The following is a 16,149-nucleotide window of genomic DNA, read 5'->3' as shown; positions in this document are numbered from 1 at the left end:
GCCGCACAGATGCAATGGGCGCCGGCCTGTGCGTCTGTGCGACTATAAGGAGCAGCGAATGAGCAACAAAACCAATCCCGGCAATTTCTTCGAGGATTTTCGGCTGGGTCAAGAGATCGTGCATGCCACGCCGCGCACCGTGACCGAGGGTGATGTGGCATTGTACACGTCGCTCTACGGCGCGCGGTTTGCCCTCACCTCGTCAACGCCATTTGCCCAAACAGTAGGCCTCGAACGGGCGCCGATCGATAGCATGCTCGTCTTTCATATCGTCTTCGGCAAGACCGTGCCTGACATCTCGCTTAATGCCATCGCCAACCTTGGTTATGCCGGCGGACGGTTTGGTGCGGTGGTGTATCCCGGCGATACCCTCTCGACCACCTCTAAGGTAATCGGTCTGCGCCAGAACAAAGATGGCAAAACCGGTGTAGTCTACGTCCATTCAGTTGGTGTGAATCAACGTAACGAGACGGTACTTGAGTACATGCGCTGGGTGATGGTGCGTAAACGCGATCTCGATGCACCGGCCCCCGAACCGGTTGTACCACCGCTGCCCGACTCGGTGCCGGTGACTGATCTGGTAGTACCTTACCACATTCAACCCGGCCAGTACGATCTGGCCCGCGCCGGCAGCCCGTATCTATGGGAAGATTACGAGGTCGGCGAGAAGATCGATCACATCGATGGCGTAACAATCGAAGAAGCCGAGCACATGCAGGCCACTCGCCTCTACCAGAACACGGCCCGCGTCCACTTCAACCTTCACGTTGAGCGTGAAGGTCGGTTTGGTCGACGGATCGTCTACGGTGGGCACATCATCAGTCTCGCCCGTTCGCTCTCGTTCAATGGCTTGGCCAACGCGCTCAGCATCGCGGCGATTAACGGTGGTCGCCACACCAATCCCAGCTTCGCCGGTGATACCATCTACGCTTGGTCAGAAATTCTCGATAAGATAGAGATTCCGGGGCGTAATGACATCGGCGCGCTACGGGTGCGCACCGTCGCTGCCAAAGATCGGCCCTGTCACGACTTCCCCTACCGCGACGCCGAGGGGAACTATGATCCGGCAGTGGTGCTCGATTTCGATTATACGGTGTTGATGCCGCGACGAGCGGTGGTATAAGCAATGCAAAGACGCAGAGATCGCAAAGGATGGAAACGCAAAGACGCAAAGGTCGCTAAGTATTGGGCCGGCTAGGAGTGCGAGCTTGCCCCTGACCGTTCTGATCGCAAAAACCTTTGCACCCTCTGCGCCTTTGCGTTATTCCCCTTCTACGCCTTTGCCATCTCTGCACCTTTCCTTGACCTTTTTTCGGAACCGGCGCAGCAGTGTGCCTAAGTGTCGCTGTTCGGCCCGATCTGAGGCACGACCGGCATAGGCGGCGCGGTGGTAAGCGGCTGTCAAGGCGCGCAATTCATCGCCGACCTCAACCAATTGTTGCGCCGTACTATCGGCAAACTCAGCCGGGGTTTGTGGCGGATGGCGTGGATAGCCGTGGGCCGCAGCGTAGCGTAGAGCAGCGTGGTAAGAAACGATAGCGGCATCGAGCGGGGCAGGCCGCGGATGAGACGCTCGCAACCGCTGAGTGGTTCTGGGCAACTGCGGTCGCCAAAAACGCCGTTTTCGCAACTGTGTGCGCGCCTGTGCCCACCAATCCGGCAATTGCGCCCACACCTGCTGTACCCATCCCTGCCGGCGCGCAATTGTCCAGAAGGCCAGCCCGGTCAAGATCGCGATACAGATCCAAAAGACAATGCCGGGCCACAATGGCGGTTCGCTTGGCACTGGCGGCGGCACCATTGGCGGAGCGATTGGCGTTGCCGGCGTAGCTGTTGAATTCATCAGCGAGGTGAGCAGCATCAGTAAGAGCAGTGGCAAGAGCGCTACTAGGCTAAGTAGACCAATGAAGAGCAGCGAGAGAGTCATCGCTATTAACAGCGCGATCCCTCCCAGCAAAAGCAGACCCTCGCGCCATCCTTCTGGCACGAGCGGCGACCGCTGGGCCGGCAACGCTAGCGCCAACAGAATAACTAACCCGATCGTCGCGATGCTCAGCCAGCGCCAGCGCCGGTTGACCTCAGGCGCAATCTCGGCCTCATCGCTCTGCCAATCGGCTAGCAAGGCGCGTCGTTGGGCCAGCGCGATCAACCACAACCCGCCGGCAAGGTAGAGCGCCATCCACAGGATTGAGGCAGGGGTTTGGACGCTCTGCCGGCCCAACACCACCAGCATCGCTAACCCACCCCAGCCGGCTCCGCGACTGATAGCCGCAACTGCGGCTTGCCGGCGGGCTGTCGCGTCACTGCGGTAGAAGAGCAAATCCAAGCTCTGTAACGGAGTCTTGAGCGGAGGGTTCGGTGTTAGCGCCGCAATCGCAGCGATTCCGCTGCGGCTGAGTACAGCGACGGCCAACAGCGCCAACAGACAAAACAGAAACGGCGCATCGAACGCAGCCAGCGGATCAGTAATCCATGTCCCCATCGCAGTCCAGCCTTGGGTGCCTTGGCCCACTGTCGCCACGATGCGGGCTAGCGCCACCAAGCCGAACACCTCGGCAGCCAGATAACGCACTGCCCCCCCTTGTGTCTCGTGCAAGCCGGCCACCATCCGGCTCCGCAACGCTACTGCCTCTAGCCCGACCAACACGCTTGCCCCGCTCAGCCAGAGTGACTGCCAGCCGGTTCGCCCGGCGACTGTGTCGCTGATTACAGTCAGCGGCAGTGTGATCAGCAGTGTTATTAACAATGCTGGACCGAAGAATGAGGGTTGGTTCATACGTTCATTATACGGCGAGTGGCGAATGATGCCTAGCAAGGGGCTTCCGCTCTTGTCTTGTATGTGCGCGTAGCGCCAGTAGGCAGAATTCAGGCCACCCCCGGCCCCTCCCCCACCCCCAGCCCCTCCCCCACGCGGGGAGAGGGGGTATGGCCCCCACCCCCGGCCCCTCTCCTATAAGGGGAGGGGGGATGGCCCCCACTTCCGGCCCCTCTCCTATGAGGGGAGGGGGGAATGTGTCATTGCGAGGGGGCGCAAGCCCCCGACACAAGCTCCGGCTTTCCGCTCATCCTTCGCCCGCCAACGGCATGCTATACTACTCGCGAGTTTGTGTTGCATGCAGCGCGTTTATGCGTTTGAGGATAGTATGCTTCGTTCACGTCGTTTACATATGAATAATGGCCGAAACCGTCGTAACGGTCACCGGCATGTGCCGCCGCGTCTGTTACGCGGTCGGCCTGCACCGCGTTCGGTCATTGGCCGCTGGCTGATCAACACGTTGCTGGCCTTATTAGGCCTTACAGTAGTTGTACTCATCGGACTGGCCGGCTTTGCCTACAATGCCTATACGCAGGTCGCCGAGAGCTTAAGGCCGCGCTTGGCCCTGCTCGATAACCGCGAGCTGTTTGAGAACTCACGCATCTTCGATCGCAACGGCGAACTGCTCTACGAGTTTTTCGATGCTGGTAAGCGCACCAAAGTTGCGATTGATGAGATTAGCCCGCTCTTGATTCAAGCCACCATCGCGATCGAGGATAAAACCTTTTACACCAATCCCGGTATCGATTTAGCCGGCATTATCCGCACCTTAGTTGACAGCCTGCGCGCTGGCGAAGAGACCGGTGGCGCTTCGACGATCACCCAGCAGGTGATTAAGAATAGCGTGTTGACACCGGAAGAGCGGATGCCTGAGCGCCGCTACGAGCGTAAGCTGAAAGAGATCATTCTGGCCCAAGAGCTTGATCGCATATATACCAAGGATCAGATTCTCGAACTCTACTTAAACGAGAACTTTTACGGCAATCTGGCCTACGGCATTCAAGCGGCCAGTGAAGTCTATTTTGGCGTCAGTGCTGCTGAGCTTGATCTCAATCAGGCGTCGTTGTTGGCTGGCCTGCCGCAATTGCCATCGGTCTACAACCCGGTGAATTATCTCGAACGCGACGCTCAAGGTGCCTACTTGCCGCCAGTCTATGTCGGTAATGACTGGCTTGATCCGCAAGCACGTTTACCTGCCGGTACACCATTGCCGCGAGTGCGACAGGCAGCAGTACTGCGCCGGATGGTGGAAGACGGCTATATCACCGAAGCGCAGGCACGCCGTGCATTAGCGACGCCGCTCCGTTTTGCGCCGCAAGAAGCGCCGCTCAATGCACCGCACTTTGTCTTTTACGTGCGCGATCTGCTCTTGCAACGGTATGGTTCGCAGATTGTCTACGGTGGTGGATTGCGTATTACCACGACTCTCGATCTGCAATTGCAACGGATGGCCCAAGCGACCGCCTTCGAACGCATCGCCGAGCTTGAGTCGCGCAATATCCATAATGCGGCAGTGGTGATTATGCAGCCAAATACCGGCCAGATTCTGGCGATGGTTGGCAGTATCGATTACAACGCGGTCAAACCAACCACTACCCCCGGCGAGTCGGGCAATGTGCTCGATGGGCAGGTGAATGTTGCCACCCGCGAACGACAACCCGGTTCGGCGCTGAAGCCATTTACCTATCTAGCGGCTATGGAGCAAGGAATGACGCCGGAATCGGTCTTGTGGGATGTGCCCACCCAATTCCCGACCGGTACTGGCAGTTGGTACGCGCCGCTGAATTACAACGGCCAGTGGAACGGGCCAGTGCGGATTCGCACAGCGCTGGCTAATTCGCTCAATATGCCGGCAGTCAAAGCGTTAAAATTTGCCGGAATTGAGTACACGCTTGGGTTGCTTGAGCGGGTCGGTATTCGTAACGGTCTGAAGCGTGGTGCTGGCTTCTACGGTTTGTCACTCACGCTAGGCGGTGGTGAGGTGTCGCCGCTTGAGTTAACGACGGCATATAATACGTTGGCCAGCGGCGGGCGGTATTTTGAGCCGGTAGCTATTCTCGAAATTACCGATTCGCAAGGTCGCACCCTCGAACGCTTCACCCAAACTCCCGGTGAAGAGGCTGTCGATCCGGCGTTGGCGGCGATCATTTCTGATATGCTTAGCGACGATCGCGCCCGCCAAGCGATCTGGGGTCTCAACAGCCCGCTTCGTCTCAGCTTGCCCGCTGCTGTCAAGACTGGCACCACCAATGACTGGCGCGATGCATGGGCAGTTGGCTACACGCCGTTTGTAACGGTGGGGGTCTGGACAGGCAACAACAATAATGAGCCAACGGCGCGGGTAGAAAGCTTGACCGGCGGTGGCATTATCTGGCGTAATGTGATGGAGAGTATCTTCCGTTTGATCGCCGAGGATGATCGGTATCGAGCACTGTTTGCTGGCCCTTTTCCCAATGGTGACATTCAAACCAATTTCACCTTGCCTGAAAAGGTCGTCCGTCGCCCGATCTGCGAATTGCCCGGCCCGTTTGGCGGCTATCGCGAAGAGCTGTTCACCCAAGACATGCTGAAGCGGCTGGAGGAGGAGGCATTATTGCGCCCGACGCCAACTGCCAACCCAACCGGCCTGCTGCCAATAGAGGGCCTCTGTTCCGCCTATGACAAAGTGACCGTCGTGCGCATCCCTACTCCTGAAGAGTGGACGAGTACTGGCGAGTTGCGTCCCAACCCGCCGCCAGCGCCGCCTACTGATCCCAAAGCGCCACCATTACCACAAGACCTGAGCGCGCTTAGCGATGGGGCCTACTGCCGTCCGGCGCCGGATGCCAGCTATCCACCCGAATTGGTACGCGAGATTTATCTGTGGAAACTACCGCCGCCTGATCCGAACGAGAAAGTTGAATACAAGTGGCGTGGCGGTGACGCGACGGTACAGCTCAAATATGAAGACCTGCCCGAATGCACGACCGAGATGTTCCAACCACCGGTCCCGGTACCGCCGGTCGAGGGGGCGATCTTGATGCCCGATTTGCGTCGGTTGGGTGAAAATCAGGCCAAAGAGGTGCTGGCGTTACTGGGTATTGATCTCGGTCGCATCTACGTTGATTATCAAGGGCCGGATCGAGCCGGCGAGGATTATTTCCGGTACGGGCCATATGTGGTGCTCAGTTCGCTGCCGGCGGCAGGTGAATGGATTTTGCCTAACACGACCATCGTGCTCGGTATTCGCGCGCCTGATCCCGAACCGGCGCCGGCGACTGAACCGATCCAAGAAACGACGCCTAAACCACCGTCGGATTCATAACGTAGCACTGGGCCGAAAGCGTAGGTGATCCGCTTGCCATAGTCACAACGCAGAAATGGGGCTACACATCAGGACGGGGCTTATTTCGTGGCAAGAGCATACCACGTCGGGCCTTGCCATGCTAGCATATCTACCAAGTGTAACCACTCGTCCATTTTTTGCATCTTCCATCACGGATAAATATTGTTGGATGGCGTTGGGAGAACGTCCATGAAACAGATTGTCGTGATCGGTGGCGGGCCGGCCGGGGTGGAAGCAGCGGTCGCCGCTGCTCAAGGTAACACACAGGTCACATTAATCAGCGAAGGGCCGATCGGTGGACGCACCGGTTGGGATAGTTTGCTTCCGAGCAAGGTGTGGTTGCACGCTGCCGAAGTGGCCGGCGTTATTGCCCATGCTTCTGCGGCAGGGATAGTAGTTGGTTCAGGACAAGTTGATCCAGCCGTAGTGTTAGCTCGAATCAAGGATGTGGCGAGCCGGTGGAGCGAACGCGAGGCGCAACGGTTACATGCCGCTGGTGTTAAGGTTGTCAACGGTGTGGCCGCTTTCAATAGCCCGCACGAACTCGTCGTTCGTCAGGGTGAAAGCCAGCAGATGTTATCTGCTGATGCCGTAATTATTGCTACCGGCTCGGTACCGCGCTTCCCACCCACAATGAAGCCCGATGGCCAACGGATTATCGCGCCGCGCTTTGCCAGCCATCTCAATGCGTTGCCACCCGATATGATCGTCATTGGCGGCGGGCCGACCGGCAGCGAGTTTGCCTCGCTCTTTAGCCGGTTAGGGGTTAAAGTGACGTGGATCGTGGGCGCTCCCGGCGTGCTGCCAATGTTTGATCCGGCTGCCGGTCAAGCATTGGCGGCGGCAATGACGGCGCACGGCGTAGTTATTCATCAAGTTGATGTCGAGCGAGCTGAGCGTACCGAAGATGGGGTGGCCGTCACTACGACCGATGGCGTGACGCATACTGCGGCGATGGCCTTCCTCGCCATTGGCCGGGTGCCCGATCTGAGCCGGCTCAACCTTGCGACTGCCGGGTTGAAGGTGGGCGAGAATGGGCAGCTTGCGATCGATAACTATGGCCGCACCGAAGCGGGGCATATTTTTGCTGTCGGTGATGCTGCCGGCGGGCCGATGCTTGCCAACCGCGCGCTGGCGCAGGCGTGGATCGCCGGACGGACAGCGGCTGAGTTGCCGGCGCCGGGGTATTGCCCGCACACTGTCGTCAGCGCTGTGTATACCGTGCCTGAAATCGCGCAAGTAGGGATTGTTTCCGGCGGAGAGGGTGTGTTGCAACGGGTGCGGGCCTCGTACACCGTTTCGCTCAAGGCCTACCTCGGTGACGAAACTGAAGGCTGGGTTGAGTTGGTCTTCGATGCTGCCAACCGCCAAATCCGGGGTGGGATCGCGGTAGGGGCGCACGCCGCTGATCTGCTGGCTCCGGTGGCGCTAGCCATTCAGAGCGGCGCGACGATTGCTGACCTAGCCGCCATCTTTACTGCCTACCCAACCCTCAGCGAGGCGGTTTTTGCTGCGGCGCGCGCGGTGAAGTAGAAATTGTGGTGAATGGGACACGGATTGGGTAGTGAGTATCCGTGTCCCATTTATGTAGAGAGGTGGACACGAATGCAACGGATGTTCACGGTTGGCGCGATTCGTGCGAATCTGCCCAAACCCGTGCTAATCTGTGTGCTACTTCTCGTAGTCGAGTTGCACAGTGTGCGGGTTCCCCTCTAACTGTCGCACGGCTCGCATCAACAGCGACAACAACACCAATATGCCTAATACCCCGTATTCAAGGATCGGGATCCGTAGGATATCAGGCAACTTATGCCATTGACGGCGCGCGCCGTAGTAGCTCAGCACGGTAGCGGCATACGCGCCGCCGATCGTCCAGCGCGCCCGCGCCGGTAGATTGAGGCCGTGCATCTGGTTAACCACAAACATCATCAAGAAGCTAAAGGTAAACATCGCCGCTAGCCCGCTGCGTTTATAGAGTGTCGAGACAACCGAATGCGGCAAGGCCAACATCTCAAGGGCTAATGTCCAGCGTGGATCGCGGTGGGCATTGGTGTAGATCAGCGCCGATTGGACGAAGATCAACAAGGTATGGAAGAGGCCGGTGTAGTGCAGCGGTTTCGGGTCGATCGGATGATACCAGAAATTGTAGGTCGAAGCCCACGAGAAGATATAGCCGTGAAAGCGGCGGGCAAAGCGCACAAGTTCAGGGGGCGGCATCACCCTGCGGCTGCCGAAAAACAGACCGCGCCGCGGCGATTCAAGCGCAAGCGTTAACATCAGAATAAATGATACCGAACCGAGCGCGCTGCCTTCGGGCACATCACGGGCTAGCCCATCGTAGGTATAGCGCGATTGCAGATAGTGCAGTGCCACCCCGCCGGCATTGACTGCTAGCGCCAGCCAATTGAGCCGACGCATATCGCTGGTATAGCGCAGGCGTTGGCGCTGGCCGGCGTAGATACATCCCCAAATCGCCAACTGGTGGGCGAGATAGCCGCCCCATGCCAACCAGCGCTGGGCTGGATGAGGATTGGCGGCAATCCACCGATAATCGCCGTGCTTACCACTATATTCGATGTATTGTTCTGGCGCGCGGCCCACCAACGCGGCCACGCCAACCGCACCAGCGCAGGCTGCTGCCGCCGGCACAAGCAGATCGTGCGCGTTTGGCGGCGCCGGTGCATCTTCGCTCTCGCCTTCCACCCACGCCACATACCGCTGCAAAGCCCAACCGGCTAGCGCAGCGCCAGTCGCTGCTGCTAACCCGCTCGCCACCGCTCGCCATGGGTGCTGGCGCGGATCGGCGGCCAACCCGGCGCATGCCGCACCCGCTGCGCTAACCAGTGCCAGCCCGATGCCGGGGCGCTGCCCGCGCGCTAGATCCAGCCAGTACATCGCTGCCATCGGGTTAAAGAGGGCTGCGCCTGCCAACGCATAGTTCGAGCGCGGATTGGTCATTACCGGCCTCCTACGATAAACGCTAACGCAAAGGCGCACCGCTACAAGAGGTTTAAGACGGAAAGGATAAAGAAGAATATTTGAAACTTGGTTTTGAGTATCTGGACAAGGCTTGGTAACATCATGTGCAAAATCTTGACATATCATACCATACTTGTGAGCGTACTCGAAAGTTGAAGCCTCAACAAGTTAAGCATGTTCTACACTAAGTAAATATTTGACTACTCAGATTTGACAGAACGGCGAGGAAGGCGTAGGATTGGGTACCGCTCTGACTATATAACCTTTCGTTTCGTTCGTATTTGACCATCCTACAAAAGGTTTGTTATGACTACCATAGTGTTTTACAATGGCCCAATCTACACCCTCGATCCGGCCCAACCGGTGGTTCAAGCGGTAGCTATTCGCGGCGAGCGGATCTTGGCGGTGGGTGATGAAGCGACGGTGCGAGCCGCCGCCGGCCATCAGATTGAGGCGATTGATCTGCGCGGGCGGGCAGTGCTGCCAGGTTTGACCGATGCGCACGTTCATATTGTGCTGTACGGTCTTGCCCGCCAGCAGGTGCGCCTGACCGGCTGTGCCGATTTCGCTGCGGCGCTCGACCAGATCGCTGCTGCGGCGCAACGTTTGCCGCCGGGAGCATGGTTGCGGGGCAACGGCTGGGATCATACGCTGTGGGGCGGGCGCTGGCCTACCCGGACTGATCTCGACCGGGTGTGTCCTGAACGGCCCGCGATGCTGGATCGCAAAGATGGCCACTCGCTCTGGGTAAACAGCCGTGCCCTTGAGCTGGCTGGGATTACTTCGGCGACACCTGATCCCGATGGTGGTCAGATTCAGCGTGATGAGCGAGGTGAACCGACCGGCATCCTGTTTGAAACCGCAATGGAACTGGTGCGCGCGATTGTGCCGCCCCCTACTCGTGCCGAGCGGCTTGCTGCGCTACGATTAGCCATAAACGAGGCGTTGAGTTACGGCTTGACCAGCTTGCACGTGCCGCCGGCGACCGATCCGGCTGATGGTCCCGATACGCTGATTGATCTACAAGCGCTGCGGGCTGACGGTGATCTGACCATCCGCGTGCTGGCACATATTGCCGGTGCGCATCTCGATCACGCCATCGGTTTAGGCTTGCGCAGCGGGTTGGGTGACGATTGGCTGCGGATTGGCGGTCTCAAGCTGTTTGCCGATGGTTCGCTTGGTTCTGAGAGCGCCCACATGCTGGCACCGTATGAGGGGCGTGATCATACCGGCATCGCCGTCATTCCACCTGCCGAGATGAAAGAAATTGTGACGCGCGCCAATGCGCACGGGATCAGTGTGGTCGTGCATGCGATTGGTGATGCAGCCAATCGGAGTGTACTTGACGCTATCGCCGCTGCTCGTCCTACTGCAACGCAGCTCGCGTTACCCAATCGGATTGAGCATGCCCAGATTCTCGATCCGCGCGACATTCCTCGCTTTGCCGAACTTAGGGTGATTGCCTCGATGCAGCCGATTCACTGCACCGCCGATATGAAAATGGCCGAGCGGTTGTGGGGTGCGCGCTGCGTAACCAGTTACGCATGGCGTAGTCTGCTTGATGCCGGTGTAACACTAGCGTTTGGCTCAGATGCGCCGGTCGAGACGCTTGACCCGTGGGCCGGCATTCACGCTGCGGTAACCCGTCAAACGACCGATGGCATACCTGCTGGTGGATGGTATCCTGAGCAACGACTGGCGCTCACCGAAGCATTGGCAGCTTATTGCAGCGGCCCGGCGGCGGCGGAAGCCGCTTTTGATCGCAAGGGTCGTTTGTCGTCCGGCGTGTTAGCCGATCTGGTCGTCCTGAACGGCAATCCCTTCCAGATGCCGGCGGAGCATTTGCATACGCTGCATGCCGAGTTGACGATCGTCGGGGGCAAGATCATGTTTGAGCGGCGATAGCGTAAGCCGAGGGGCAGAGCACAATCTGCCCTGCTGATAATAAAGGAAAGGATAAGCCGGCATGCTGCGGAATCGGGTCTTTACGGCGGTGGTTGGCGGCCATTTTATGGTTGATGTGCTCAATAGCGTCGGCGCAGTGCTGCTGGCAGTCTTGGCTGGGCCGTTAGGCCTTAGCAACCAGCAAATCGGCTTGGCCCTAACTGTTTACACCTTACTCGGTGCGCTCTCGCAGCCGCTGTTTGGCTGGATCGCCGACCGCCTACCCGGACGCACGCTACAACTCGCGGCGCTGGGCGTGCTCTGGATGGCGCTCTGCTATACCGGAGTGGCGCTAGCGCCAAACTGGACGGTGCTCTTGCCCTGTTTTCTGCTCGCTGCACTCGGCAGCGGTCTCTTTCATCCGATCGGCACCGCCAGTGCCGCGGCTGCGGTGCCCAACAAACCGGCCAGTGCGACAGCCATCTTCTTTTTTGGCGGACAGGCCGGCTTGGCGGTCGGCCCGCTGTTAGCCGGGATCGTCCTAGCGGTTGCCGGCACGCCGGGAATCGTACCGATTGCGCTCGCGGCAATCGTGCCGGCGGGAGTCCTGCTCCTTGCCCAGCAAACTGCCCGGAGCCGGCGGACTGCACGCGCCGCCACCCCCGCTGTGCCTCAAGTTTGGACGGCGCTGGCAATCGCGATCTTTCTTGCGTTTATTACGCTGGTCGTGGTACGCTCGTCGATACAGGCGGTATACCAGTCGTTCCTGCCCAAACTCTTCAGCGATCGCGGTTGGGAGCCAACTGTGTACGGTGCCTTGGCCGGTACCTTTATGGCGACGGCGGCGGTCGGCAACGTGCTGAATGGCTGGATGGCTGACCGGTTTGGCATGCGCGCTGCGACGGTCTGGCCGCTAATCCTCAGCGTCCCCGCTGGCTTGGCCTGTTTTCTGTCCACGCCGCTGTGGGCTATTTTCATTGCTTGTGGCTTGGCTGGGATGCTGGTCGGCGGCCAACATAGCATTCTCGTCGTCCATGCCCAGCGCATCTTGCCAGTCAAGCAAGGGCTGGCGTCGGGCCTCATTCTTGGCTTCACCTTCGCTACTGGCGCGATCGGCACATGGCTAAGCGGCATCCTTGCCGACGTGGTTGGTCTTGAGACAGTGATGATCGGAGTGACGCTGCTTGGCTTGCCGGCGGCGGCGCTAGCACTGACCCTGCCCGGACGCGCGCGTCCGGCGGCTGCGCCGGTGGTGATACCAATGGCTGCGCCCACACAGGGGGATTAATGGCACTTGCCAGCGGAAAGGCTTTCAAGCGAGCGGATTGTTTGCAGGTGAATAGACATCTTTTGCCCTCCCGCCAGTCCCTTTCTTCCATAATGGAAGAAGGGGTTGTTTATGCATCCTGATGTGTGAAGCGAACGATACACTATTAAGGTGTTGCAGATGCGGTAAAGGTTGTTCTTTGGTGCCGTTCTGCGCGAGGGAAGATGGTTCTTGCTCATTGATGAAACAAGAATGCTCGCTGCTTCAATCGTAACATGATGGTAATCATGAATTTGTAAGATGATAAAGTGTTATTGAAACACATTAAAATGATATGATAAGCACTAGTGTCTTTGCCAATGGAGTGAAGCAATGCGCCATTATTTTCGTCCAGCACTTCCGTTTTTTATGTTTGTTGTGTTCGCGGTTGCGATGACCCTGTGGCCGAAACCGGTTCAAGCTGCAGTGAATTGCAGTAATCCGGCGCTAGTGTGTAAAAGCGGCATGTTGAGCATTGATGAGGTGTGGACAGCAGATAAGGTCTATGTGGTGTATGGCACGGTGACGGTGCCAGCAGGAGTGACGTTGACCATCCAAGCCGGTACGGTGGTGAAATTTAATCTTTACACCCGTTTGACTATACAAGGGAAGCTGATTGCCAACGGCGTTTCCGATAATCTTATCTACTTTACTTCCATTCGCGATGATACGATCGGCGGCGATACCGATAATGAAGCCAATACCCCCCAACCGGCCAATTGGCAATACATCCACTTTCAGAGCGGCAGCACAGGGGTGCTGCAACACGTCGAGATTCGTTACGGCGGCGCTTATACTGAGCCGATGGTGCGGGTGGAGGTGAACGCCAACGTCACTATTCGTGCCAGCTTCTTTAAATTTAGCTATCAGTGCGCGATCAGGATGCATCCGCAGAATGATGTCACGCTGGAGAACATGAGTCCGGTGAACTTTAGCGGGAATGTCTACAACGGCCTTTGCGTCGATAGCGGCGATATTACCGCTGATACGACGTGGGATGAAACCGAAGCGGTCTACATTCTCACTGGCGATGTGAGCGTGGCCTTCGGCAAGACGCTTACGTTAGGGGCGGGGGTGGTCATAAAGCTGGCCGATGTCTTCCTTGGGGCGAACCTGTTGGTACACGGAACGCTGCGGGCACAGGGCACGGCGGATCAACCTATTTATTTCACCTCAATCTATGACAATACCATCGGCGGCGCCAGTGGCAATACGACGACAACGCCATCTCCCGGCAATTGGGGATGGGTGCTGTTTCGCACCAGCAGCAGCGGCGTGCTTGATTATGTTGAAATGCGCTATGGCGGTAAAAATGCCAGCAATGCGATCTTGCGCCAAGAGGTCGGCGCTGCGGTGTCGATCAATGCCGGGCGTTTTGTCAATGGCAGGCGCTGCCCATTGAGCATGCCGCCACAGAGCGATTTTACCCTGAGCAATATGAGCCCGGCGAGCTTTACTGGCAATGAATTCAATGGGATTTGCGTCGATAGCGGTGGGGTATTGACCAATACGACGTGGGATGAGACGGAAGCGCCGTATGTGCCGCAGGGTGATATAACGGTTGCGTTTGGGGCTACTCTGACATGGGGGCCGGGGATTGTGGTGAAGCCGCGTGATTTCAACACCGCTTTCTTCATTGATGGTGTGCTCAATGTGAACGGTGTTGCCGGCCAACCCGTTACGCTGACTTCAGTCCGTGACGATACGATTGGCGGCTCCACCGACAACACAACCAACCCGCCCGCTCCCGGTGATTGGGGCCGTATCCTCTTCCGCAGTACTGGCGCTGGGGAGTTGAACCAGCTTGAATTGCGGTATGGCGGCCAAGGGTGGTCAGCGCTGAGCATGTTGGAACAAGATGTTGGCGCAAATGTGACCATCAAAGGCGGTGCTTTTAAATATGGGAGAGGATGTGCTTTGGCGACTCATCCGCAGAATGACTTCACCATTATCAATCTAACTCTCGTCAATGTAACCGGTAACGGAACCAATGGTTTGTGCGTGAAAGGCGGCGGTATTTCAATTAATACAACATGGGATGAGACAGAGATACCCTATGTGCCGCAGGGTGATATAACGGTTGCGTTTGGGGCTACTCTGACATGGGGGCCGGGGATTGTGATCAAACCGTACAATACCGAGACAGACTTTATCATCGATGGCGCGCTCAATGCCAATGGCACTACTGGCCAACCGGTTGTCGTGACGTCGCTGCGTGACAATACGATTGGCGGTTCAACCGGTAACGATACTAACCCGCCTGAACGCGGTGATTGGGGGCGTATCTTGGTAAGGAGTAACGGCAGCGCAACGTTGAATATGGTCGAATTGCGCTATGGTGGACGGCTCTGGTTTAATCTCTCTATGGTAGAGCAAGCCCTTGACGCACAAGTGACCATCAATGCCAGCACCTTTAGGTTTGGCAGCGGGTGTGCGGTGGCAATTCATCCGCAAACGGATGTGACGTTGACTAATATGACCGCAGCGAACTTTAGCGGTAATGGCACTAATGGCATCTGTGTGCAAGGCGGCGGGATTGCGGCCAACACGACGTGGGATGAAACCGAAGCGCCGTATGTGCCACAAGGAGATATTACAGTTGCCGTCGGTGTCACGTTGACGTGGGGGCCGGGGGTCGTGATTAAGCCAAAGGATGCCTCGGTGGAGTTTTTGATTGACGGGATCCTCAATGCCAATGGCACCCAGAGCCAACCGATTTACGTCACTTCGATCAACGACTCAACCGTGGGTGGTACAACGGTCAGCTCAACCACCCCGCCGGCTCCTAGCCAATGGGGTCGCCTCTTGTTCCGTAGCGGCAGCAGCGGCACACTCTCGTACATTGTGGTGCGCTATAGTGGTGACATGTCCAGTGCTTCCGCCGCGATTCACGTTGACAACGCTTCGCCGGTGTTACGCTATTGTACATTAGCGAACAATCGGTATGGGTTGCGTAGTTCTGGCACTGCTGCCAATCCAGTGGTCGAGTACTGTAACATCGTGGGCAATACGACTGCCGGTATCCAAAACGACACCCCTGATCATTGGATTTCAGCACCGAATAACTGGTGGGGGAATGTGACCGGTCCGAATGATGCCTCAAATGCCGATGGGTTGGTGAACAACGGCAGCGGTGATAAAGTCAGCAATTTTGTCCAATATCGACCATGGTTGCAGGGGCCGGTCATCATCAGCGCTGGCCAATATCGGATATATGTGCCACAAATTGTGCGGTAATTAGCGTGAATGCATCCCTCACCCTCGGCCTCCTCTCCCTCCTGACGGCGGGAGAGGGGGAGCAACTGATTGGTGGTCAAGGCATTGCAGGTGCGGAACGCAGGAGCGCTCTGCTCTCGCTAGGCGGCCCCACCCCCTTCCCTCCGCTAGGGGAAGGGGATGGTAGCGCATCGCAGAGGGCATAGAGGAAGCAGGGAATGATTGCCATCCCAAAAACCCTTTGCAATCTTCGCGACCTTTGCGCCTTTGCGTCTTTGCATACTTTGCGTTCACCTCCTTTGCGGTGCCAGCCAGCCGTCCGGTGCTACCGCGTCTTTGTCCCTTTTGCGAGTGGGTGGTGAGGGGCCGCATCATCCACGCAATCACTTGCTGAGTCAGGTATAATGGCGAACAGGGCGACCATAGCGGCAGATCGCCGTGCCTATGACGAAAGGAACTAAAATGACCCTTACCGCAAATCAAGTTCCCACACGGGCCGAAATATCAGTCGAATATACGTGGGATTTATCGCAAATCTTCGCCGATCTCCCCGCGTGGGAGCAGGAACTCAGCGCGGTTGAAGCGCGCGCGCAAGAATTAGCAGCGTTGCAAGGGACGCTGGCG

General features: G+C 57.7%; 8 protein-coding genes. 6 read left to right on the top strand and 2 right to left on the bottom strand.

Features of this window, described 5'->3' with window-relative positions:
* The first annotated feature begins 58 nt into the window (after nucleotides 1–58).
* Nucleotides 59–1,123 carry a MaoC family dehydratase gene (locus tag Q1A59_RS18095; RefSeq protein WP_299645331.1) on the top strand — a complete coding sequence of 355 codons (1,065 nt, stop codon included), beginning with the start codon at nucleotides 59–61 and terminating at the stop codon, nucleotides 1,121–1,123.
* 138 nt (nucleotides 1,124–1,261) lie between these two features.
* On the opposite strand, the gene Q1A59_RS18090 is transcribed toward Q1A59_RS18095, so the two are convergent.
* Nucleotides 1,262–2,776 (bottom strand): DUF4129 domain-containing protein, encoded by a 1,515-nt coding sequence (locus Q1A59_RS18090; protein ID WP_298483310.1) that lies wholly within the window; start codon nucleotides 2,774–2,776, stop codon nucleotides 1,262–1,264.
* A 367-nt stretch (nucleotides 2,777–3,143) separates the two neighbouring features.
* On the opposite strand from Q1A59_RS18090, the gene Q1A59_RS18085 reads away from it, so the two are divergent.
* Nucleotides 3,144–6,119 (top strand): transglycosylase domain-containing protein, encoded by a 2,976-nt coding sequence (locus tag Q1A59_RS18085; protein WP_298483309.1) that lies wholly within the window; start codon nucleotides 3,144–3,146, stop codon nucleotides 6,117–6,119.
* Between the two features lie 210 nt (nucleotides 6,120–6,329).
* Nucleotides 6,330–7,673, top strand: a complete 1,344-nt coding sequence (locus Q1A59_RS18080; protein WP_298405489.1) for an NAD(P)/FAD-dependent oxidoreductase — start codon at nucleotides 6,330–6,332, stop codon at nucleotides 7,671–7,673.
* Nucleotides 7,674–7,811: 138 nt separating this feature from the next.
* Here Q1A59_RS18080 and Q1A59_RS18075 read toward each other — a convergent pair whose 3' ends face one another.
* A complete protein-coding gene (locus tag Q1A59_RS18075; RefSeq protein WP_298405486.1) occupies nucleotides 7,812–9,098 on the bottom strand; it encodes a hypothetical protein in 1,287 nt (428 codons plus the stop codon).
* 327 nt (nucleotides 9,099–9,425) lie between these two features.
* On the opposite strand from Q1A59_RS18075, the gene Q1A59_RS18070 reads away from it, so the two are divergent.
* The 3 genes from Q1A59_RS18070 (at nucleotide 9,426) to Q1A59_RS18060 (ending at nucleotide 15,546) form a co-directional block, all read left to right on the top strand.
* Nucleotides 9,426–11,024 (top strand): amidohydrolase, encoded by a 1,599-nt coding sequence (locus Q1A59_RS18070; protein ID WP_298405482.1) that lies wholly within the window; start codon nucleotides 9,426–9,428, stop codon nucleotides 11,022–11,024.
* A gap of 61 nt (nucleotides 11,025–11,085) precedes the next feature.
* A complete protein-coding gene (locus Q1A59_RS18065; protein ID WP_298405480.1) occupies nucleotides 11,086–12,291 on the top strand; it encodes an MFS transporter in 1,206 nt (401 codons plus the stop codon).
* A 351-nt stretch (nucleotides 12,292–12,642) separates the two neighbouring features.
* Nucleotides 12,643–15,546 carry a hypothetical protein gene (locus Q1A59_RS18060; RefSeq protein ID WP_298405478.1) on the top strand — a complete coding sequence of 968 codons (2,904 nt, stop codon included), beginning with the start codon at nucleotides 12,643–12,645 and terminating at the stop codon, nucleotides 15,544–15,546.
* The last annotated feature ends 603 nt before the right edge of the window (nucleotides 15,547–16,149 follow it).

The organism is uncultured Chloroflexus sp. (genome assembly GCF_937951745.1).
Lineage (GTDB): Bacteria > Chloroflexota > Chloroflexia > Chloroflexales > Chloroflexaceae > Chloroflexus.
This window is presented reverse-complemented; position numbering and strand designations above follow the sequence as displayed.